Source organism: Arsenicibacter rosenii, from assembly GCF_001870735.1.
Taxonomy (GTDB): Bacteria; Bacteroidota; Bacteroidia; order Cytophagales; family Spirosomataceae; genus Arsenicibacter; species Arsenicibacter rosenii.
In genome coordinates this window covers 225,198-248,215 of record NZ_MORL01000002.1, presented here as the reverse complement: position 1 = coordinate 248,215, position 23,018 = coordinate 225,198, and the positions used below count along the sequence as shown (strand labels likewise).

Here is a 23,018-nt window from a genome sequence, read left to right as displayed (position 1 = left end):
GATAACGGAGCTTAAAAGGTAAAGTTATAACTGAATGATGGCACAATCGGAAAAAGCGAAACCCGCTGTAGGACTGTGCTGCCGGACGACTGTGTTTTCAAGCGATAATAAAACGGATTACGACGGCTATAGAGGTTGTAAACGCTGATTTCCCAGGTCCGTTCGTATCGCTTTTTCTTCTTATGAAACTGAACACCCAGATCAAACCGATGATAAGGTTCTGCCCGGAAACCGTTTTTGGTACCATAATCATTCACGGTCAACATACTGGCAAGCTGTTTGGTAATACCCGACGATGGCGTAAAGCCAATCTGCCCGTTTTCAATGGCCTTATATTGCCCGATGGGTATAGTCAGTGCCTGGCCGGTTCCGTATACCCATGTACCTGATAACGTTATCCGCGGGTTTAGCTCATAAATCCCGACAACCGATATATCGTGTCGCCGATCATATCTCGGGAAAAACGTTTTTCCTGAGTTCAGTTCCGGGAACTGCCACTGTGTCCAGGAGAGTGTATAGCCTAGCCAGCCCGAAAAGCGTCCGGCTTTCTTTTGCAACAATACTTCAGCCCCATACGACCAGCCTTTGCCACTGGTTACCTTGTCTTCCCAGCGTGGTGTTTCTGACGAAGACCCGGGTTGGTCAACTACAATAAAACTGGCCCCTTCGCGGTAACTCAGAATGTTATTCATTGTCTTGTAATAGCCTTCTACCGTCAGGCTTATACCATCACCCAGCCAGCTTTTATCTAAATCCTTCGCAACGCCAAAGGCAACCTGCTGCGATTGCTGCGGTTTTACCCGGTCGGTTGTAGGTACCCACAAATCCGTTGGCAAACCAACGCCCGTATTTGACAACAAATGCACGTATTGGTTCATCAGTGCATAAGAGCCTTTCAGGGAGAGTGACGAATTCAGGCGCCAGGCTGCTGACAAACGCGGTTCCGGCCGTATGTATCCGGCGTTTTTGTGCCAGTAATGGCTTAACCGCATACCAGCATTGATGCGCCAGCGGTCCGTTGGTTTCCAGAGATCCTCGGCATAAATACCAGACTCCAGCACGTTAATAGCGTCTATGACTTGCCGATTGTCTCCCACTTCGGAATCCTGAAGGACAAAAGCACTGGGTGTGAAGCGATGATAGGTACTTATTACACCAAAACGCATTGAATGCTGCGGATTCGGGTAATAATCGAGGTCATGTTTAAGGGCAAAATCCCGGATACCGGAACGATAACGCAGATTGAACGTATTTTTCTGACCGTCTGCCTGGGTTGATTCATCGTCAACCCCAATCTGAAAATCATAGTTACTGAAGATCAGCGAGGTATTGGCAAATACTTTCTCATTGAACTGGTGATTCCAGCGCAATGTTCCGGTACTGTTCCCCCAAAACAGGTTGACATCTGTTTTCGTGTTCGTTGTTTTGTCCTGGCTATAAAACCGGTCCTGCCCGAAATAGCCGCTGAGATAAACTTTATCCTTCGGACCCAGATCATAGTTTATCTTTGCATTAAAGTCATAGAAATAATAACCGGCCGGGCTGCCCCCGTTCGAAGCCAGAATCAGCGGACGCGCAACAATATCAAGGTAGGTCCGGCGGGCAGAGACCAGGAAAGACGACCGGGCAGTAGAATCCCGTTTCCGTTTGATTGGTCCTTCTAATGTCAGCCGCGACGAAATCAGGCCGATACCGCCTTCGCCGTGTAGTTTTTCTTTGTTGCCTTCTTTCATGTTGAGGTCGATTACCGACGACAGCCGGCCGCCAAACCGCGCCGGAAAACCGCCTTTAGTCAGTTCGACACTTTTGAGCGCATCCCCGTTAAAGACCGAAAAGAACCCGAACAGGTGATTTGCATTATACACAATGGCATCGTCGAGGATAATCAGGTTCTGGTCGGGACCGCCCCCCCGCACATAAATCCCGGTTTGCCCCTCTGAGCCTTTCTGCACACCCGGCATCAGTTGCAATACCTTCAGCACATCTTTTTCGCCCAGTAGCGTCGGTACTTTTTTGATCTGCGAAATGGGTATGTCTATCTGACTCATCTGGGCACGGTCACTCACACGGGTATCCCGATTTGCCTTTACCGATACTTCAGACAGCGTTTTGCCTGGTTTCAGAAGCACGTTTACGACCTGACTCTGCCGCAGACCGGTAACCCGGCTTTCGTTTTCATAGCCCACAAACGAAAAATTAAGCCGGACGGTATCTTGCGCCGGCAGTGTAATCGAGTAAAAGCCATAGGTATTTGTCGTTGTACCAACGATTCGGTTGGTGGCGTCAGGCATGGAGGCATAGATACTCACGCCGATTAAAGCTTCCTGACTTCCTGCCTCCCGCACATAACCGCTGACGGTTATCTGTTTCCTGCCGGAAGGTTGTGCTCCGGCATATGTACTTACCAACCCGGTCAGAATGAGGAACAAAAAGATAAATTTCATGATACGTATTCATATGTTAACAAAACAATAACACAATGAACCAATTAGACTCATAATGGTTGGAAGTAAGACGCAGACTTGATTGAATGGTAATCCTAACATATCCGTTTTGAGTCATTTTTTTTGCACCACCCGCCGCCTTTTTTGTTATATCTATAAACGCCAGGTACGCATACTCAGTAGCTTTGTTAAGACTCAGCCGAACCACTCCGGAAACTTTTCGATGACTGCGACGACTTTCACGTCCGGCGGGTAAAGGTGACCGGTGTCGATACCGCCCTCAAACAGGTTAAGACACTGACCGGCGACCTTCCTTACGATTATCCGGTGATTGCCAGCGGTTCCAAAACCAACTCTGCCGGCAACAGACAGATTCAACAGAATGCTTTTGAAACAGATGACTGACGCCCTGAACCTGCGGAGTCAGTTGTTGCAGTCGTTCGAACAGGTTAGCATGACCAAAGACCCCGGCATGCGGCAGGCCTTACTCAATTTCGTGATTGTGGGTGGCGGGCGGGCCGGCGTCGAACTGGCAGATGCCAACGATACTACGATGTCCTGAAATGATCAGGGCCGGATTGCTCCGGCCCTGATCATTTCTTCTATTTTGGTGTAAACCGCACCACCGACTGATTGAAGGCAGCAAAGCACCCAAGCCCTCCCCCCTGAATATTGTTGGGCAGTAAAACCGGCTCCGCAAACGGGTTACCGTCGGATTCACTGTAATTCTTCAGGGCATTATGGTAGTCGTAATACAGCTTATCGGTGTGCAGCAGATATAAGTTAACCGTATTTGCAGGCCCGACTGGCTGTCCTGTCGTATTTTCTGCAAACCGCACATAAAGTCCTTTTGCGGATGTTAAAAGTTGGCCGTCCTGATTCAGGTCAGTAATCAAATACCGGTTTGGCCGATTGTCAAACAAAACCGCCGTTACATATGAAGCGGTCTGTGTCTGGGTATTCGGGCCGGTTACTACCCTGGTTATTACCTGATCACCGCGAATCCGGTAGTAATCGGCCTGCCCGGCTACGTCTTTCCATTTGAGTTGTGCGGTGTAGCGATAGACAGGTTGAGAGCCGTTATAGACTGCCACCGCAGAATCAATGACAACAGACTGGATCGGGGTATTTTCCGGAATGGTCGCCGAGGAAGATAGTTCCTGCCGGGATGGCATCTTTACGGATAAGGTGTATGTCTTACCCGCCTGCAACGGAAAATTCCGGGCGGGCGCCGCATAGATGCCGTTTGACCCCTGTACATACGGCAGGGCGATAAACCGGTTGCCGTCGGCAATGGTTACCACCGCATTACTGACGATTGTACCTGACTGATATGTACCCAGCACGGTCCGGGTTAGCTGGACACTGACTGCCAGTAAGCTATCCTGCGGCGAGATAAAGCTGATGACAACCGGTTTTTCCGACTCCTGCGGCACTTTGGCGTCCGGCACATCCTGCACCAGACTACCACAACCGGTCATGAATAGAACCAGACCAGCAAACATATTGAGGATCAAATAACGAATCATGGCGGGCTTAGTTAAAAGGTAAAATTATAACTGAATGAAGGAAACACCGGAAACACCGAAATCCGCTGCAACACAGTCCTGGCCGGCTGGTTCTGTCCCTGGTATTTAGTGTTTAGCTGATAAAAAAACGGATTACGCCGGTTGTAGGCATTGTACAGGCTAAACTCCCAGGTCCGTTCGTGGCGCTTCATTTTCTTGTGAAACTGGATACCTACGTCGAACCGGTGATACGGCTCGGCCCGGAAGCTGTTTTTAGGACCATAATCATTTACCTGAAGTGCATTGGCCAGTTGCCGCGACAACGGTGGAATCGTCCCCGACGAATAATAACCGCCGGGATAACCGTTTTCCATCGCCTCATACTTGCCGATCGGCAGGGTCAGGGCCTGGCCCGTGCCGTATACCCAGGTGCCGGATAGTGTGATCCGCGGACTGATTTCATAGATACCGACCACCGACATATCGTGACGGCGGTCGTAACGCGGGAAGAACTTTTTACCGAAGTTCAGCTCGGCAAACTGCCATTGCGTCCAGGAGAGCGTATACCCCAGCCAGCCGGAGAAACGGCCAACCTTTTTCTGCAACAGAAATTCGGCGCCGTATGACCAGCCCTTACCGCTCGTAACATTATCTTCCCAGCGCACCTGCTCTGCCGACCCCGGATCGTTGATGAGCAGAAAACTGGCCCCTTCGCGGTAGTTAATGATGTTGGCCATCGTTTTGTAATACCCTTCGACGGTTAGGGTGACCCCTTTGCCCAGCCAGCTCCGGTCGAAATCCTTCGCTATCCCAACCGCTACCTGCTGCGACTGCTGCGGCTTCACCCGGTCGGTGGTCGGCACCCACAGATCGGTCGGCAGGCCAATGCCCGTATTCGACAGCAAATGAACATACTGATTCATCAGCGCATACGACCCCTTCAGCGAGAGCGAGGGCCGGAGACGGTAGGCGGCTGAGATCCGCGGTTCGGGGCGCACATACCCGGCGTTTTTATGCCAGTAATGGCTCAGGCGCATACCCGCATTAATCCGCCACTGATCGGTCGGTTTCCAGAGATCTTCGGCATAAACCCCCGATTCCAGCACATCGATATTATCAATGGCCTGCCGGAACTGCTCCTTCTGCGAATCGCGCAGGACAATGGCACTCGGCGTAAACCGGTGATAGATGCTCAGTAGCCCGAACCGCAGCGAATGTTGCGGGCCCGGGTAATAGTCGAGGTCATATTTAAGGGAAAAATCCCGGATACCGGAATTGTACCGCAACTGGTAGACTTCGGTCTGCCCGCCCGACCGTGTTGATTCCTCATTTGAAAAAATCTGAAATTTATAATCACTGAAAATCAGCGAGGTATTGGCAAATAGTTTTTCGTTGAACAGGTGGTTCCAGCGGAGGGTGCCGGTGCTGTTGCCCCAGAACAAACCCGCTTCACTTTGCCCGCCACTGCTGTTTGTGTTCTGGTCTTTCTCGCGGAAATAGAAACGGTCACGGCCGAAATAGCCGCTCAGGTACAGCTTGTTTTTAGGCCCGAAATCGTAGTTGACCTTGGCATTAAAGTCATAGAAGTAATAACCAGCCACAGATTCGCCCTTCGTCGCAGCGGTAATGAACGGACGCGCCAGCACATCGAGGTACGTACGACGGCCAGACACCAGAAACGACGACCGGGCGGTGGAGTCGCGCCTGCGTTTGAGGGGCCCTTCCAGCGTCAGCCGCGACGAGATCAGGCCGATACCGCCTTCGCCGTGCAGTTTCTCCTTGTTACCCTCCTTCATGTTCAGGTCAATCACCGACGACAGCCGGCCGCCGAACCGCGCCGGAAAGCCGCCTTTGGTCAGTTCGACACTTTTGAGCGCATCCCCGTTAAAGACCGAAAAGAACCCGAACAGGTGGTTGGCGTTGTAGACAATGGCGTCGTCGAGGATAATCAGGTTCTGGTCGGGGCCGCCCCCGCGCACATATACGCCGGTCTGCCCTTCAGAGCCTTTCTGTACGCCCGGCATCAGTTGCAGCACCTTCAGAACGTCCTTCTCACCCAGCAGGGTCGGTATTTTCTTAATCTGCGAAATCGGCACATCGATCTGGCTCATCTGCGCACTTTCACTGACGCGGTCGGCTTCACGGGTCGATGTTACGGTAACTTCCGTGAGCGTCTTGCCGGGCGTCAGCAGCACATTGACCGTCTGGTTCTGGCGGAGGCCAACGGTACGTTCTTCCAGACCATAGCCCACAAATGAAAAATTAAGCCGGACGGAATCCTGCGCGGGCAGCGTCATTGAGTAGAACCCGTAGGTATTTGTGGTGGTACCAACCGAACGCGCCCCCGCCGCTCTCTGCGCCACGTAAACGTTCACCCCGATCAGGGCCTCCCGACTACCCGCCTCACGCACATACCCGCTGACGGTTATCAGATTTTTGCCGGATTGCTGCGCAAGCGTGTGGAGTCCGCACAGACTTAGTAAAAAGAACAGAGGAAAGGTTAATCGCATAAAAAGTAAATCATGTGTGTGTTTCAGTAACGCAGACAGGACCCGGAGTGGTACAGGACAGTTGGAAGAAGTTTTTGTTAAAAGTCCTTAAACCTTGCCCAATACATCATTTTCACCGCTTTTTCTGCACCACAGACCAACCTTTTTTGTTATATCTGTAAACACAAAGTACGCATACTCAGTGGCTTTGTTAAGACTCAACCGCATACAGCCATGCTTCAATACGATCAACTTTCGCTTAATATACCGGATACCCAAAAGCCGCGCGTCGTCATCATCGGCGGGGGCTTCGGCGGTATCAATCTTGCCAAAAAACTGAAGAGTAAAGACTTCCAGATTGTGATGTTCGACAAGCAGAACTACCATGGATTCTGGCCTTTGCTCTACCAGGTCGCTACCGCCGGGCTTGAGCCGGATGCCATTGCCGAACCACTCCGGAAACTTTTCGATGACTGCGACGACTTTCACTTCCGGCTGGTAAAGGTGACCGGTGTCGATACCGCCCTCAAACAGGTTAAGACACTGATCGGCGACCTTCCTTACGATTATCTGGTGATTGCCAGCGGTTCCAAAACCAACTATTTCGGCAACAAACAGATTCAGCAGAATGCCTTCCCGATGAAACAGATGACCGACGCCCTGAACCTGCGGAGTCAGCTGTTGCAGTCGTTTGAACAGGCCAGCATGACCAAAGATCCCGGCATGCGGCAGGCCTTACTCAATTTCGTGATTGTGGGTGGCGGGCCGACCGGCGTCGAACTGGCAGGCTCCCTGGCCGAAATGCGGAAACACGTATTGCCGTCCGACTACCCGGGCCTCGATTTTTCGCTGATGAACATTTATCTGGTCGAAGGACTGGACCGTGTGCTGCCGCCGATGTCGCCCGAAGCCAGCGCGAAAACGCGGCAATATCTGGAAAAGACGGGCATTCAGGTCAAGGTCAAAACCATGGTCGAGAGCTACGACGGCGAGACGGTCACCTTCAAGGGCGGGGAGCAGATCCGTACCCAGACCCTGATCTGGGCGGCGGGTGTTCAGGGCTCGCTCATCGACGGCTTACCGGCCGATGCCATCGAACGCTCGCGGATTCTGGTCAATGAATTCAGTCAGGTCAACGGTACGCAGGATGTCTTTGCCATCGGCGATGTAGCGCTGATGAAAACACCCGACTACCCGAACGGGCACCCGGGTGTGGCGCAGCCAGCCATTCAGCAAGGGGCATTGCTGGCCAAAAACCTGTTCCGGCTCAGCAAACAGCAGGTACCGGAGCCGTTTAAGTACTTTGATAAAGGCTCACTGGCCATTATCGGGCGTTACCAGGCCGTAGCTGACCTGCCGAAAAAACTCCATCTGAGCGGTTTTGTGGCCTGGATCGCGTGGCTTTTCGTACACATCTGGTACCTGATCGGTTTCCGCAGTAAACTGATTGTGCTGAGCAACTGGCTCTACCGGTTCTTTACCTATGACCGGGGGACACGGATTATCATTCGCCCGCACGTCCGGAAGGACGATACGGTAGCGCATGAGATACTGGCGAAAAGCGAAATGCTTTAGCCAGACGGCATAAGGACAGGAAGCAGATGCAAAAAGTATGGGCATTCTGTTTCCTGTCTTGTAAATTTGCAGCATGTACAAACGCTTGCTGCTCCCCATTCTCTTCCGTTTCGACGCCGAAACAATTCACCACTTTGCTACCAGCTCGTTAAAGTTCATTTTGTCGATTCCCGGCATGTCGTGGCTGGCCCGCAAACAGTTTGTCGTAACCGACCCCTCGCTGCAACGAACGGTTTTTGGCATCACCTTCCCGAACCCGGTAGGCCTGGCCGCCGGCTTTGATAAAAACGCAGAACTGATCAACGAACTCAGCGACCTAGGTTTTGGCTTTATCGAAATCGGTACGGTTACGCCGCGTCCGCAGCCGGGCAACCCGCTCCCGCGCCTGTTCCGGCTCAAAGCCGACGGCGGACTCATTAACCGCATGGGATTCAACAACAAAGGGGCCGGTCCGGCCGCACAGCGGTTACGCCAGCGCCGGAAAGGGATTATTGTCGGCGGCAACATCGGTAAGAACAAGGACACCGCCAACGAACAGGCATTGACCGATTACCTGCTGAGTTTCCGTGAGCTGTTCGACAGTGTGGATTATTTTGTAGTCAACGTCAGCTCGCCCAACACACCCGGTCTGCGTGACCTGCAGGAGCGCGAACCACTGACCCGGATTCTACAGGCGCTTCAGCAGGAAAATAAGGCTAAACCCGCGCCTAAACCTATTCTGCTGAAGATTGCCCCCGATCTGACCGATAGCCAGCTCGACGACATCATTGCCATTGTCCGTGATACGCAGATTGCGGGTGTTATCGCCACCAACACCACCATCAGCCGCGACAACCTGCGGACGGATGCCGGACAGGTGGCCGCTATCGGGGCCGGCGGCGTCAGTGGGGCACCGGTCCGGAGCCGTTCAACGGAAGTCATCCGTTACCTGCATACGCATTCGCAGGGCGCCTTCCCGATTATCGGTGTGGGCGGTATTTTTACAGCGGAAGATGCCCGTGAGAAACTTGATGCCGGAGCCGCCCTGGTGCAGGTCTATACCGGCTTCATTTACGAAGGGCCGGGGCTGGTAAAAAATATCTGCCGGGGCTTGGCCGGCGCTTCCCGGTAATAAGCAGGAAGTTGGCCGATGCCGAAAAAAAACTACATAACCGCACGGTTATCGGGGCACTGTTTTTTCGTTAAAAAGCCGGAAATTTACCTCATCAGTTATTGACCTAACCTATATGGCCAAGCAACCAGCCGGAAAAAATACCCCACGCCAACGTGAACAGACAAAACAACAAACACAGTCAGCCAAAGCCGGTAAAACGGACTGGGTGAGCAAGCTCGACCGCTGGATTTACGACCACCGGTCTACACTCGCACTTGGGGTTTTACTTATTCTGATTGGCATCGGTTTATTCGTCGCGTTTATTTCTTATCTGCTTCACGGCCCTGCCGACCAGAGTGTGGTCCGGGCGGCCGTCAACGATTCGGCGCAGGATGCCGCTCCCGAAACCAAAAACTGGCTGGGACTCGTCGGCGCCTCCATTGCCCACGTTTTTGTATTCCGGTGGTTTGGGGTGGGCGCCCTTGGCCTGCCGGTTGTTGTGTTTCTGGCTGGCTGGAAACTCACCTTTGGCAAAGAGCTACTGCCATTGGCCCGCCTGACAAAAGGGATGCTGTTTTTCACGATCTGGACCAGCCTCTTCATCGGTTACTTTGTCCGCATTACCGACAGTGTGTCCAGCGCCAGCGTATGGTGCGGGGGCGTTGGTTATGAGGTAAACCAGGTAATGGCTACCTTACTGGGCGGAGGCAGCATCGTCCTGATCGGATTTATGCTGTTTGTCTTTATCATTTTCTATTTCGACGCCTCATCCTGGTCGTTTACCTGGAAAATGAACTGGCCCAGACTGAAACCAGCAGATACCGACGATTATGACGACGACACGTTGCAGGATTATGAGAAGGAGGAGGAAGAAGAACAACCGGCTCCTAAACCAGCCACAAACGGCAAACCGGCCACGAGTCCTGTGGCTCCCGTAGCCGTACCACCAACACCGGAGCCAGAACCCGACGTACGGCCCGCACCGGTTGCGGCCCCCGTAGTGGCAGCCGTTGCCAGTGAACCGGAACCGGTTGTACCGGCCGATGAGCCGGTCCGTACCAGCCGGATCATTTCGTTTGATGATCCGCCGAAGAATGGCAAACCCGTTACGGCAACAACGTCTCAGGGAAGTGATTTTGTGGTAAAACAACCCGGCGAGACACCGGAATCCGTGGCCCCCGCCTTTGACGTGCCGGTCGGGGAAGCCAGCAGCGACAGTCTGGTGGCTGAGCATGGTCCGTACGATGCCACGCTCGATCTGCCGCATTATCAATATCCCGTGGTCGACCTGCTGACCGATTATCCGAGCAAAGGGGCGCAGGTGTCGGAAGTTGAGCTGACCGAGAACAAAAACCGGATTGAAGATACCCTGCTGAAATTCGGCATCGGCATCAAAAAGATTTTTGCGGAAGTCGGCCCGACGGTTACGCTGTATGAGATTATTCCGGCCGACGGGGTACGTATTTCTAAGATCAAAAGTCTGGAAGACGACATCGCGCTGAGCCTTTCGGCGCTCGGTATCCGGATCATTGCCCCGATGCCCGGCAAAGGCACCATCGGGATTGAGGTACCGAACAAAAACCGCGAAATGGTCTCCATGCGGTCGGTAATCCTGAACGAGAAGTTCTCGAAAAGCAACTTTGAACTTCCGGTTATCCTTGGCAAAACGATCTCCAATGAGATTTATATTGCCGATCTGGCCAAGATGCCCCACCTGCTGATGGCCGGTGCTACGGGTCAGGGTAAGTCGGTCGGGCTTAATGTGTTGCTGACGTCGCTGATCTATAAGAAACACCCTGCCCACCTGAAGCTGGTCCTGGTCGACCCGAAAAAGGTGGAGCTGGCCCTGTATAACAAGATTGAGCGGCATTTTCTGGCCAAACTGCCCGATAGTGAAGAAGCCATCATCACCGACACGAAAAAGGTGGTGAATACGCTGAACTCGCTGTGCGTGGAAATGGATAACCGCTACAACCTGCTGAAAGACGCCGGTGTCCGGAACATCAAGGAATACAATACCAAGTTTACCAACCGCAAGCTGAATCCGGAAAAAGGCCACCGGTTTATGCCGTATATTGTTCTGATTATCGATGAGTTAGCGGATTTGATGATGACTGCCGGCAAGGAGGTTGAACAGCCGATTGCGCGGCTGGCACAGCTCGCCCGGGCCATCGGGATTCACCTGGTAGTGGCCACGCAGCGCCCATCGGTCAACGTTATTACCGGCCTGATCAAGGCAAACTTCCCGGCACGCCTTTCGTTCAAAGTAACCTCGAAAATCGACTCCCGCACCATTCTCGATACCGGCGGAGCCGAACAGCTGGTGGGCATGGGGGATATGCTGCTGTCGTCAAACTCAGATCTGATCCGGTTACAGTGTCCGTTTGTCGATACCGAAGAAATTGACGAGCTGTGTGACTTTGTCAGCGGGCAGCGCGGCTACGACGAAGCCTATGCCCTGCCGGAATACGTCGGCGATGAGGGTGGTCAGGACATTGAAGAGCGCGAAATCGACCTGAGCAACCGCGATGTGATGTTCGACGAGGCCGCCCGGCTGGTTGTCATTCACCAGCAAGGCAGCACCTCGCTTATCCAGCGCCGCCTGAAACTGGGCTACAACCGCGCCGGCCGGTTAATCGATCAGCTGGAAGCGGCCGGTATCGTCGGGCCGTTTGAGGGCAGCAAAGCACGTGAGGTGCTGGTGCAGGACCCGCAGCATCTGGAGGAGGTGCTCCGTAAGTTGCGGGATCAGTAGTAAAGGAAACAAAAATTAAACTTTTTCCGGTTGTTAGCTGTCTAACATTAAATGTATTGCCAATTTTACGGCAAATTCACTAACCTGAAGTTTTGACAATGAGAAGATTGATGCTGCTATTTTTGCTGGTGGCTGGCTTTATCGGGCCGGCTGCTGCCCAAAAGGACAAGCGTGCAAAAGAGATTCTGGACGCAATGAGTAAAAAGTACAAAACGCTGAAGACCTATCAGGCAGCGTTTACCTTTACGACCGAAGGGGCTGGCGCGAAAGAATCGTATAAAGGTGATCTGACGGTGAAGGATACAAAGTTCCGGCTGAAGCTGGGCGGTCAGGAGGTTTTTAATGATGGAAAAACCATGTACACCTACGTCAAGGAGTCGAACGAAGTAAATGTGCAGGATTATGATGGTTCTGACAACAGCGACCTTAACCCGGCCCGTATTTACTCGATTTACAATAAAGGATTCAACTACCGTTTCCTGAGCGAGAAAAAAGAAGGTAGCCGCACACTCGAGCAAATCGAGCTGACACCGGAAAAGAAAACCGCTCAGATCAGTAAAATCCAGATTAATGTGGATAAAGCTGATAAATCGGTGCGTAGCTGGACAACCACCGACAAAACCGGCAAGAAGACCAGCTACACCATCAACAAATTTGTACCAAACACCGGAGTAGCCGACAGCTATTTTGTTTTCGACAAAGCAAAGTATCCGGGTGTCGAAGTAGTCGATCTGCGCTAAACGTCACATTCCCTTTCTGGTCGTAATCATGACCAGTCCGTTGCGGGCATTTGATCCGTAGGTAGTCAGGGCCCGCCGGCCATCCATCTGATTTACTGATACGACATCATCTGCCCGCAATGCTTTCATCTGGCTTACGCTAGCCACTTTTCCGTCGATAATATACAGCGGGCGGCTGGCATTCCGGCTCCGCAGCCAATCCGGCACAACGTCATGAATAGCCTGATCCTGAGCAGGCAGACGGCTCATGGTCGTATCCAGCCCGGCACCCGGTATAATCGCCGGTCGCGGCAAACGCCGGTTTTCAACCGGCATGGCGGTATCGCCCCGCATCGGGCGAACCGGATGCGCCTCAACAGCCTCGATCCCTCCGGCACTTCCGGCCAGTATAACGGCCAATATGATCCTCTTCATACCCTCATTCAGTTAGTAACTCACCTGTCTGGTAAAGTCCGTCTCTTAGATTAACAACAGAACCAAACGTTTAGTGTTTAGTTGATATTTTGGCCGGCTGCTGTATTGAATCCTTTTCATACCATAATACAAGCGGACCGGCCCTCTTTTTTGTAGATTGCAACGACTAAACCGATATGTTCATGCACACGTTCTACCGGCTTTTCCTGATTTGCCCCTGGCTGCTGCCACTCCTGTCGTTCGGGCAGTTACCGGCCCCGAAGCCTATCTTCCCGACACCGCTAAGTCCGCGTATTGCCAATTATCAGATTAAGGTCAGCCTCAATCCGGTGACCAAACGCCTGACGGGTCAGCAAACACTGACCTGGCACAATACGTCGAATGATGTGATCCGCGAACTACAGTTTCACCTGTACCTCAATGCCTTCAAAGACCGGAACTCTACGTTCATGCGCGAGTCGGGCGGACAGCTGCGGGGCGACTACATCGACTCCGACGACAAGGACGCATGGGGCTGGACCAACCTGAAGTCGATGAAGGTGAAAGGCGGTGAGGCGCTGGTCTGGCAGTTTATTCAGCCCGACGATCTGAACACCGACGACCGGACGGTCATCCGCGTTCCGCTGAGTACCCCCCTCGGTCCGGGGCAAAGCATCACGCTCGACATGGCATTTGACGCCAAACTTCCGAAAATCTTTGCCCGTACCGGCTTCAGCCGTGACTTTTTCCTGGTCGGCCAGTGGTTCCCGAAAATCGGGGTGTATGAACCGGCCGGTACCCGCTACGCACGGCAAGGCCAGTGGAACTGCCATCAGTTTCACGCCCATTCTGAATTTTATGCCGATTACGGCGTATATGATGTGGACATTACCACGCCTAAGGAGTTCTGGGTAGAAGCCACCGGACTGATGCAGGGAGAGGTGATGCACAAAAACGGTACGAAAACCCTGCGCTACCATGCCGAAGATGTGGTGGATTTTGCCTGGACGGCCTCGCCCCGTTTTCAGGAAGCAACCAGCCAGTGGAAACACGTCAAGATCACCGTTCTGCTCCAGCCCGAACACGCCGATCAGGCAGAGCGGCACATTGATGCGGCAAAGGCCGCGCTGGCGTATTTTGATAAACACCTTGGGAAGTATCCCTTTCCTAACCTGACCATTGTCGATCCGCCTGTTCATGCGATGGGGGCAGCTGGTATGGAGTATCCGACCTTCATCACCGCCGGTACAGTCTGGCAAATACCGAAGGGTATCCGGATGCCGGAAACGGTGACTGTGCATGAGTTCGGCCACCAGTATTTTATGCAGCTGCTGGCCAGCAACGAGTTTGAAGAAGCCTGGCTCGACGAAGGCTTTAACCAGTATTACGAAGGACGGATTATGGACGAAACCTACGGCCCGAAAACGTCGGCTGCCGACTTGTTTGGCTACCGGATTGGTGATCTGGAAAACTCCCGCGACGGGTATGTCCACCTCGATAACCCCGCCATCGGCCCTTCGTTCGGGAACACCTGGCAACTGCCCGATACCTATTACGGCGTTCTGACATACAGCAAAACGGCCACCTGGCTCCGCACGCTGGAAGGGCTGTTGGGCCGGAAAATCATGGATGAGATCATGCAGACGTACTTTCAGCGCTGGCAGTTTAAGCACCCGAATGCCAACAGCTTCATTGCCATTGTCAACGAAATTGCCCCCGCCCGCACCGGCTTCCGGTATGGCAACGACATGAACTGGTTTTTCGATCAGGTGCTGTACGGCGACAATGTCTGCGATTACAAACTCGTTTCGGTTGCCAGCAAAAAGCAGGGGAAGCAATATACCTCAACGGTGCGTATCGACCGCCTGGGCGATGCCCGGATGCCGGTCGACGTGCTGCTGCATTTTGCAGACGGCAAGGAGCTGATGTTGTTCTGGGACGGTAAGGGCCGGACCAAAACCTTTACGGTCACCGAACCCGCCGAGCTGATCCGGGCCGAAGCCGACCCGAAGCAAAAGCTTTATATCGACACCAACTTCAACAACAACAGCCTGACCCGGCAACCCACATCGGCACCGGCGGCCAAATATGCAGCCAAAGTACTGTTCTGGATTCAAAACTGGCTTCACTGGCTGGCCTGGCTGGCCTAACCCGACATCACTATGCTGACAACCTTACAACAAACCCTGCGCTCAGGCCGCATCCTGACTATTATCTACCTGACTTCGACCGTATTGGGACTCCTCGTGGCCATACCGATGTACTCGACACTGACGCGGCTTGACGGCAATTCACTGGCGGTCAACGAACTGCTGGCGGGTTTCGACTATACCGTTTTCCAGGACTTTATGCACGAACACGGCGAAGCGATCAGCCCGCTGCTGAGCGTAGGCCGCTGGACCGGCGTTGTTTACCTGTTTCTGAGCATCTGGTTTACGGGCGGCCTGCTGATGATGTTCGCCCGGCCATCAGCCCCTTTGTCTGTCAACTTGTTCTGGCAGGCCTGCCTGCATTACGTTCGCCGGTACCTGCGGCTGTTTGCTGTTACCCTGCCCTTTCTGCTGGCCGCCTTTCTGATCCCGTTGCTGGCCGGTATCCTGGTTGCTGTTCTGGCCGAAGAACAATTTACCGAACGCGGTCTGTTCTGGCTTGTCTTCGGCGGTTTTGCGGTTGGGTTTGTACTGGCTTCGCTGGTGCTTTGCGTCAGCGATTACGCGAAAGTACTGCTTTTAAAGGAAGACGAACAAGGTAGCTTACGGGCGTTTGGCAAAGCCGGCCGTCTGGTGCTCCGTCATCCGCTGGCGACGCTTGGCCGCTATTGGGCCCTGATCGGTATCGGCACGGTATTGTTCGGACTGTATTTTCTGCTCGACAGCCTGATTGGTATGGATTCATGGCTGACCATTATCCTGATGCTGGTAGTTCAGCAGGCGTTTATTTTCTCCCGCATTGTGCTTAAAGGCTGGAATCTGGGCATTGTGTATGCTGTCTATGAGCAATACGCCGGTAGCCGTTCAGAGGCCGTTCCCGTTGGCAAACCGGATTAGTCCGGCGGTGTTGGCGTCTTAGCTGACACGCTATTTTATACCGAATAATAGACAGTGTGTTCATTTACACCGTGATCATATAGACCGAAACACAGCCTTTGCCCCATTTATGTTACCTTTGATTTAAATACAATCCTTTAATCACCTGTTAACTCCATGCAAAAGTTTCTTACAATCCTGATTGTTGTTACAGCAATACTGGTTGGCTGTAAAAAAGAAGACACGGCTACGCCTAAAACAAAAACGGAATTAATTACACGTAAATGGCAGTTTCAGGGTGCCAGAGTGACATTGGGTACCCTGCCGATTACGGCCTATACCCGCGGGGCAACAACCGGCAACGTAGTTGATTTCTCTGCTTCATACATGGATTTCAAATCAGGCGGAGGTTTCTCCCAGGTGGTACTACCGGGTACCTCAATGACGGGTACATGGAAATTCAACAGCACAGAAACCGCCTTTACCGTAACCTCAAGCGGTGGTTCTGTGGATAGCTGGACAATCGACAAACTGACCGAAACGAACCTGGACTTCAGTCGCCAGATTGCTGCCAATTCAACAGACCCAAGCGATTTATCATGGCTGGCCCTCATCAAATCGTACGGTTTTTCGACCGCTGCCGGTGCAAAAATCGAAGTGCAGACGGTCCCTGCTCCTTAAAAACACAAAAGCGGAGGCACTGCCTCCGCTTCTTTTTCAGTCCTCGCGGCCTTCCTTGCGGTTGGCATCGGCCATCCGGACAATTTTGGGTGTGAATGTAGCCAGCACCTTTACCAGCTCCTGCTGGGCACCGATGACGGTTTTGATGTCTTTATAGACCATCGGTGCTTCGTCCAAATCACCACCAATCAACTGAATACCGGCTTCCTCCAGTACTTTATTGACCTGCGACTGCGTGATCCGGCTGAAGGCCTGCGTCCGCGACATCAACCGCCCGGCACCGTGCGACGCGGAATTAATGGCACCGGCATGGCCAAGCCCCCGCACGACATATCCCGGTGCCGTCATAGACCCCGGAATAATGCCAAGTACATCCGGTCCGGCGGGCGTTGCGCCCTTGCGGTGCACCATCACCTCACGGCCATCGGCCAGGGTTTCCTGCCAGGCAAAGTTGTGGTGGTTTTCAACCATCACCAGCGGTTTTTCCCGCAGCACCTTCGCGATTTTGTTGTGAATCTCGTGGTGATTCGCCGAGGCGTATTCACCGGCCAGATTCATCGCAATCCAGTACTCCTGCCCTTCTTCGGTATGCAGGTCAAGCCAGGCGAGGTGAGCGGCCTGTTTCGGCAGTCTGGTTTTCTGCATCGCCAGCTTTGAGTAGTAATTGGCCACTGATCCGCCAAAACCGCGTGAGCCGGAGTGCGACAACAGGGCCAGATAGGTACCGGGCGGCAGATTCAGCAGTTCATCCGCTTCCGCAACGTCCACAATCCCCCACTCCACGAAGTGGTTCCCCGTCCCCGACGTACCCAACTGCCGGTAGGCTTTGTCTTTCAGGTCACGGATTACTTTCGTAGCCGTCCACTCAGGCAGGTCCATGACACTTTCGTCGAACTTATCGCGGATCTCGCCCCCCATCCCGAACTTCGTCTGCTCCACCAGTGCTCTTTTCAGCAGATGCGGCTCGCGTTTGATATAGTCGGGGCGGATGTCGAAGACCGACAGACACATCCGGCAGGCAATATCGACCCCGACCGCGTACGGAATGATGGCATGCGGTTCGGTGGCCAGTACCCCGCCAATCGGCAGGCCATAGCCCTGGTGCGCATCGGGCATCAACGCGCCCGCCACCGAAACCGGCAGGCTGGCCGCGGTCTGCATCTGAGCCAGCGCACCGGCTTCGATGTGCTCCTTCCCGAAAATGGTATAGGCCAACGCTTCTTCGCGCAGGTCATAGCTGGATTCGGCCTGTTTTCCGTCGGCCGGCAGCACATAGGGGGCTGGTTCGGCCGGCAGGAACGCCGCACCGGTTTCGCTCAGCGGTACGGCAATGCCCTGCTTAGTGAGTTCATAAATGGCCTGCGCCAGATTCGTGACTTTATTTTTTGAATACGCAAATTTTTTCGGATTCCGGAGCATCTGCGCCAGCAACCCCATGACTTTTTCTTTCGGGTATCCGGCCCGCGTCACCAGTCCGTTGGCCACCCGCAGAAATGAAGCATGCAGGTTTTCCGGAATGGGCCCGAGGCTCAGTAAATCCTCCCGTGTTATGGTTGTTTCCATATTGTGTTTCTACTTTGACGCCGTAAAAATCTGTTTTAACTGATCTAGTAATTGCCCGTTGCCGGATACAGAAACCGAGCTGATCTTATCGGCGATTTTTTCGACATACTCCATTTCTTTCAGTTTCCAGAGCATTTCGTTGTCTTCCATCAGTTTGGCGGTGTTCAGCAAGCTGCGGGTCGAGGCCGTTTCTTCGCGGCGCATGATGCTGTTAGCCTGTGCCTTTTTTTCGGCCAGCAACACCTGATTCATGATGTCGCGCATATCGCCCGGCAGAATCACATCGCGCAGGCCACCGCCGTTGAGCACCACGCCCAGGGCCGTTGCCCGGCCGGCGGTTTGCGCCATCACCCCGTCCACGATCGCTGCTTTTTTATCGAGCAGTTCGTCGAGGGTCAACGACCCGATGGTTTCGCGCAAAGCCAGTTGCATCAGTACGTACAACTGCCGGTCATACTCCTTGTTTTCGACCAGCGCCCTGACCACATCAAGCACCTGAAACTGGATGAAGAAGCTCACCCGCACCGAGGCCTTGTCCTTCGTCAGGATTTCCTGCCCCGATACTTCCATCTGCTGCTGCCGCATATCGGCTTTCAGTACATGGATGGGCGTGTTGTTTTTCCACCAGTGATATTGCCCCGGCTTTAACAGCTCCCTGAACGTCCAGTCGACAAATAAAACGCCTTGTTCGTGGCCCTCGACCGAATAGCTGCGGACATAGGCCCCCAACGGCACCGGCATCAGCGACGCCAGGTCGACATCGGCCGGAATAACCGGCTGCGTAATATCCAGGTGGCGGTAGCTGTACTGCTTCAACCCTTTCCAGTAGGCATACCGCCCCTTGCGCAGCACGTTTATAAACAAGCCGCCTTCGTATTGCAGGGCAATTTCGTTGTCTTTAACCTCAACCACGTCCAGCAGGGCCGCTATATCCGGTATAGTCAGCAATACGGCCAGATCATACGGTGGCTGTTGCAGTAGCTCGCCCTGATTGTACACATACACAACCTCGTTCGGCCAAAGCCAGTGATGGCCCGCCGGTAACGTCTTTACGAAGTTGCCGTGTCTGAATACTAATCCGGTTTGATGCGATAAAATGCGTACAGTTTTCATTGTTGTATGATTGGTAAATGGTTGCTGTTTATGTACAAAACCGACAGGCGTATGCACACCAGACGTGTGCGGAAACAACGTACACGGGGGCGGTGTCGGCGGCTCAGGCAACGTGTTGCCGGTGTTCACGGCAGGTGTGGGTGCCGCGTTTCCCTGACACTCAACGTTGACCGGTACCGCTTCCGGCGCGCAACGGGATTCCTTGTTTACTGGCATCTGCCTGGTTATGAGTCCGGCCGAAGCCAAACCCGCACGGCATACGCCCGTCCGGTTTCGTGGACCGTGGCCATTTGAGAAGCGGCCGGCTTCGGCTGAAACGGGTATACCCGCCTTCTGCTGCTCTAACCAACTGAGCTATCCTGCCGGAGCAGGAAGAGGAATCGAACCTCTGACGGACAGATGGAGACGATCACAGATCAGGCCAACAGCATACCGGTCATCAGCGATGCCGGCACTATGGGGCTTCCTATACCCGCATCCGGTTTGGTACTGACTGCTTTCGTCGGAACAAAGGTTAGCAGCAAGTGCGCAGTCTTTTTGCGCAGATGAAAAAAAAAGCTACTTTCCGCTAAATTTTTTCCGATGCCTGCCAACCGCAACGCCCTCATCCGCTACAAAGCCATTGACGCCTGCCTCCGGAACCGACAGCGCCGGTGGACCCTCGACGACCTGATCGACTGTGTGTCGGAAGCCCTTTACGAATACGAGGGCATCGACAAGGGCATCAGCCGCCGGACGGTTCAGGCCGACATTCAGATGATGCGCAGTGATAAACTCGGCTATTTTGCCCCGATCATTGTGCTGGAGAAAAAGTATTATACCTACGAAGACCCTGCCTACAGCATCACCAACATCCCGCTGTCGGACGGTGACCTGGCGCGCATGAATGAGGCCGTTGAGGTACTGAAACAATTCAAGGGCTTTTCACACTTCACGGCGCTGAATGAAGTGGTACAGAAACTGGAAGACCACGTGTATTCAACGGCCCGGAAGTCGGCTCCGGTGATTGATTTTGAGAAGAACGAAAACGTAAAGGGGCTGCATTTTCTGGACGAGCTCTACCAGGCCATTATCCACAAACACCCCGTGCAGATGGAATATCAGTCGTTTTCGGCGCGGCAACCTCAAACGTTCTTATTTCATGTCTGGTGGCTGAAAGAGTTTAAAAACCGGTGGTTTGCCGTGGGCGTCCGTGCGCAGAACGGGCACATCTATAACCTGGCCCTCGACCGGATTCTGACCATCCAACCTGATCATAGCAGCGAATACATTGCCAACGAAACCATTGACCCTGAGCTGTTTTACCGCTATGTGATCGGCGTGTCGGTCAGTCAGCATTTGCGGCCGTTGCTCATTAAACTGTTCGTCAACCGGCTGCATGCACCGTATGTGGAGACCAAACCCCTGCACCACTCGCAACAGGTGGTGGAACGCCGACCGGACGGCATCGTCATTCAGCTAAAGGTGCAGCACAATTTCGAGCTGGAGAAGGAGATTCTGGGTTTCGGCGAAGGCATGATTGTGCTGCAACCCGAACGCCTCCGGCAAATTATGAAACGGCGCATGCGGGAGGCATTGGTGGGGTATGAGGAAAAGAATGGATAATGAATAATGTAAAATGGATAATGTTCTTGATGACCCTCATTATTCATTATTCATTATTCATTATTCATTATTCATTATTCATTATCCATTCCCCCTAAACGCTCTGCATGGAGCTGAGTTTGCGGTAGAAGCCTTCGTCGAGCCGGACCAGTTCGTCGTGGCGGCCGCGTTCGATGATGCGGCCCTGATGGACGACCAGGATTTCGTCGGCGTGCTGAATTGTGCTCAGGCGATGGGCAATCACGAGCGTGGTCCGGTTGGCCATCAGCCGGGTCAGGGCTTCCTGCACCAGCTTTTCCGATTCGGTGTCCAGGGCCGACGTCGCTTCGTCCAGAATCAGGATCGGCGGGTTTTTCAGGACTGCCCGCGCAATGCTGAGCCGCTGCCGCTGACCACCCGACAACCGGCCACCCCGGTCACCGATTACGGTTTGGTAGCCATTGGGCTGGTTTATGATAAACTCGTGGGCGTTCGCAATTTTGGCCGCCTGCATCACCTGCTCCTCCGTGGCGTCGCTGCCAAAAGCAATGTTGTTGAAAATGGTGTCGTTGAACAGAATACTTTCCTGGGTAACGATGCCCATCTGCGCCCGCAGCGAATCGGTGGTGCAGTCGCGGAGGTCGATGCCGTCGATCCGGATCTGCCCGGCCGTCGGATCGTAAAAGCGGGGAATCAGATCGGCAATGGTCGACTTACCGCCCCCCGACGAGCCGACGAGGGCAATGGTTTTGCCCTTGACCAGTTCAAAGCTGATATCGTTCAGCACGGGTAAGCCTTTTTCGTATTCAAACGAGACCTGCTGCACCGAAATCCGGTCGCGGAACTGACTGATGGCCACCGCATCCGGCTTGTCCTGCACTGCCGACGGCGTATCAATCAGTTCGAGTACGCGCTCGCCCGAGGCCAGGCCGCGCTGTGAGGCACTGAAGGCATTGGAAATATCCTTGGCCGGCCGCGTCACCTGCGAAAAAATAGCGATGTAAGCGATAAACTCCGAGGCCGACAGCTCCGACTGCCCCGACAGCACCAGCCCGCCGCCATACAGCAAAATACCCGCCACGACCGATACGCCCATGAATTCCGAAAACGGCGAGGCCAGTTCCCGGCGATTGGCCAGCGACCGCACCGACGACCGGTAGGCATCGTTTTCCTGCCGGAATTTGCCCAGCACAAACGATTCGGCATTAAAACCTTTCACGACCCGCATACCACCGAAGGTCTCGTCCAGAATGCTCAGAATCCCGCTCAGCCGCTGCTGACCGGCCTGCGCATCCCGCTTCATCCGCCGCACGAGCGACGAGATAAAAATGCCCGATACCGGAATCACCAGAAAGGCAAACAACGTCAGCGACACCGAGATGTTGAACAGCATCACGAGGTACGCAATCAGCAGAAAGAGTTCTTTGGAGGCGGCCGACAGCGAGTTGGCAATTGAGTTTTCGACCTCCTGCACGTCGGTCATGATGCGCGAAATCAGGTTGCCTTTGCGCTCGTTGGAGAAGAAACCGAGGTGCAGCCGGACCGCCCGGTCGAACACCGTTTCGCGGAGTTGAGCCACCATCCGCGCCTTGAACGCCTCTAAGCGGCGGACAGAGAGGTACTTGAACAGGTTGTTGAGCAACACCGACAGCACAATGATGGCACAGGTGTATTTCAGCGCCCCGAGCTTCCCGTATTCCTGAAAAATCTGATTGAAGTAATACTGAAAATAGGTCGTCGGCGAGGTGCTGAGCGAAAACTCCGGCGCCGGCTGGCTGAGCATTTTCTGTACGTCGGCAGGGCTGACCTGATCGAAAAGTACATTCAGCAAGGGAATCAGCAGGGCAAAGTTCAGCACGCCAAAGAGACTGGCCAACAGCGACGTTATCAGGAACGGTGCCAGAAAAGACCCGAGTGGTTTGGCAAAAGAGAGTAATCGAAAATATGTTTTCAAAGTCAGCTACTATTAAACCGCAAAGGTCGGAAAGATTTCAACGCAAATCGTAAAAAAAACTATACCTAAGATTTGGAGGTATACTCCAGTTCGATGTATA

Annotated in this window: 17 protein-coding genes; 10 read left to right on the top strand and 7 right to left on the bottom strand. The window is 53.5% G+C overall.

All coding sequences use genetic code 11. The features are described 5' to 3' along the window. Nucleotides 1-11 precede the first annotated feature (11 nt). Complete coding sequence (locus tag BLX24_RS04975; protein ID WP_071501986.1) at nucleotides 12-2,444, bottom strand: TonB-dependent receptor; 2,433 nt, start codon at nucleotides 2,442-2,444, stop codon at nucleotides 12-14. A 388-nt stretch (nucleotides 2,445-2,832) separates the two neighbouring features. On the opposite strand from BLX24_RS04975, the gene BLX24_RS32595 reads away from it, so the two are divergent. Continuing rightward, nucleotides 2,833-3,006: a hypothetical protein gene (locus tag BLX24_RS32595; RefSeq protein WP_177225780.1), complete on the top strand. Its 174-nt coding sequence runs from the start codon at nucleotides 2,833-2,835 to the stop codon at nucleotides 3,004-3,006. 40 nt (nucleotides 3,007-3,046) lie between these two features. Here the strand turns inward: BLX24_RS32595 and BLX24_RS04970 are convergent, their stop codons facing one another. Next, nucleotides 3,047-3,973 carry a DUF4249 domain-containing protein gene (locus tag BLX24_RS04970; RefSeq protein WP_071501985.1) on the bottom strand — a complete coding sequence of 309 codons (927 nt, stop codon included), beginning with the start codon at nucleotides 3,971-3,973 and terminating at the stop codon, nucleotides 3,047-3,049. Between the two features lie 11 nt (nucleotides 3,974-3,984). Then, a complete protein-coding gene (locus BLX24_RS04965) occupies nucleotides 3,985-6,462 on the bottom strand; it encodes a TonB-dependent receptor (protein WP_071501984.1) in 2,478 nt (825 codons plus the stop codon). 213 nt (nucleotides 6,463-6,675) lie between these two features. On the opposite strand from BLX24_RS04965, the gene BLX24_RS04960 reads away from it, so the two are divergent. From BLX24_RS04960 to lolA1, 4 genes are all read left to right on the top strand, one after another. Beyond that, nucleotides 6,676-8,016 (top strand): NAD(P)/FAD-dependent oxidoreductase, encoded by a 1,341-nt coding sequence (locus BLX24_RS04960; protein WP_071501983.1) that lies wholly within the window; start codon nucleotides 6,676-6,678, stop codon nucleotides 8,014-8,016. 73 nt (nucleotides 8,017-8,089) lie between these two features. Next, nucleotides 8,090-9,127: a quinone-dependent dihydroorotate dehydrogenase gene (locus tag BLX24_RS04955; RefSeq protein WP_071501982.1), complete on the top strand. Its 1,038-nt coding sequence runs from the start codon at nucleotides 8,090-8,092 to the stop codon at nucleotides 9,125-9,127. A 115-nt stretch (nucleotides 9,128-9,242) separates the two neighbouring features. Next, complete coding sequence (locus tag BLX24_RS04950; protein ID WP_071501981.1) at nucleotides 9,243-11,864, top strand: DNA translocase FtsK; 2,622 nt, start codon at nucleotides 9,243-9,245, stop codon at nucleotides 11,862-11,864. 98 nt (nucleotides 11,865-11,962) lie between these two features. Then, nucleotides 11,963-12,604: an outer membrane lipoprotein periplasmic chaperone LolA1 gene (gene lolA1 / locus BLX24_RS04945; protein WP_071501980.1), complete on the top strand. Its 642-nt coding sequence runs from the start codon at nucleotides 11,963-11,965 to the stop codon at nucleotides 12,602-12,604. Nucleotides 12,605-12,607: 3 nt separating this feature from the next. Here the strand turns inward: lolA1 and BLX24_RS04940 are convergent, their stop codons facing one another. After that, nucleotides 12,608-13,018 (bottom strand): hypothetical protein, encoded by a 411-nt coding sequence (locus BLX24_RS04940; RefSeq protein ID WP_143092574.1) that lies wholly within the window; start codon nucleotides 13,016-13,018, stop codon nucleotides 12,608-12,610. A 182-nt stretch (nucleotides 13,019-13,200) separates the two neighbouring features. Here BLX24_RS04940 and BLX24_RS04935 point away from each other — a divergent pair, with 182 nt between their 5' ends. The 3 genes from BLX24_RS04935 to BLX24_RS04925 all read left to right on the top strand — a co-directional run bounded on the left by BLX24_RS04935 (nucleotide 13,201) and on the right by BLX24_RS04925 (nucleotide 16,704). After that, nucleotides 13,201-15,147 (top strand): M1 family metallopeptidase, encoded by a 1,947-nt coding sequence (locus tag BLX24_RS04935; protein WP_374754991.1) that lies wholly within the window; start codon nucleotides 13,201-13,203, stop codon nucleotides 15,145-15,147. Nucleotides 15,148-15,159: 12 nt separating this feature from the next. Continuing rightward, nucleotides 15,160-16,044 carry a hypothetical protein gene (locus tag BLX24_RS04930; protein WP_071501977.1) on the top strand — a complete coding sequence of 295 codons (885 nt, stop codon included), beginning with the start codon at nucleotides 15,160-15,162 and terminating at the stop codon, nucleotides 16,042-16,044. 156 nt (nucleotides 16,045-16,200) lie between these two features. Next, nucleotides 16,201-16,704 carry a hypothetical protein gene (locus BLX24_RS04925; RefSeq protein WP_071501976.1) on the top strand — a complete coding sequence of 168 codons (504 nt, stop codon included), beginning with the start codon at nucleotides 16,201-16,203 and terminating at the stop codon, nucleotides 16,702-16,704. 36 nt (nucleotides 16,705-16,740) lie between these two features. Here the strand turns inward: BLX24_RS04925 and BLX24_RS04920 are convergent, their stop codons facing one another. Then, a complete protein-coding gene (locus BLX24_RS04920) occupies nucleotides 16,741-18,267 on the bottom strand; it encodes an RtcB family protein (RefSeq protein ID WP_071501975.1) in 1,527 nt (508 codons plus the stop codon). A 9-nt stretch (nucleotides 18,268-18,276) separates the two neighbouring features. Next, on the bottom strand, nucleotides 18,277-19,380 hold the full coding sequence (locus BLX24_RS04915; protein ID WP_071502313.1) for a slipin family protein: 1,104 nt from the start codon (nucleotides 19,378-19,380) through the stop codon (nucleotides 18,277-18,279). Between the two features lie 51 nt (nucleotides 19,381-19,431). Here BLX24_RS04915 and BLX24_RS32045 point away from each other — a divergent pair, with 51 nt between their 5' ends. Together BLX24_RS32045 and BLX24_RS04910 are read left to right on the top strand one after the other, a co-directional pair. Further along, the gene (locus BLX24_RS32045) at nucleotides 19,432-19,674 is read left to right on the top strand and encodes a hypothetical protein (protein ID WP_143092573.1); all 243 of its coding nucleotides are present in this window, start codon (nucleotides 19,432-19,434) and stop codon (nucleotides 19,672-19,674) included. A 288-nt stretch (nucleotides 19,675-19,962) separates the two neighbouring features. Further along, entirely contained in the window at nucleotides 19,963-20,985 is a 1,023-nt protein-coding gene (locus BLX24_RS04910; protein ID WP_071501974.1) for a helix-turn-helix transcriptional regulator, read from the top strand. Nucleotides 20,986-21,079: 94 nt separating this feature from the next. On the opposite strand, the gene BLX24_RS04905 is transcribed toward BLX24_RS04910, so the two are convergent. Continuing rightward, on the bottom strand, nucleotides 21,080-22,918 hold the full coding sequence (locus BLX24_RS04905) for an ABC transporter ATP-binding protein (protein WP_071501973.1): 1,839 nt from the start codon (nucleotides 22,916-22,918) through the stop codon (nucleotides 21,080-21,082). Nucleotides 22,919-23,018: the final 100 nt, after the last annotated feature.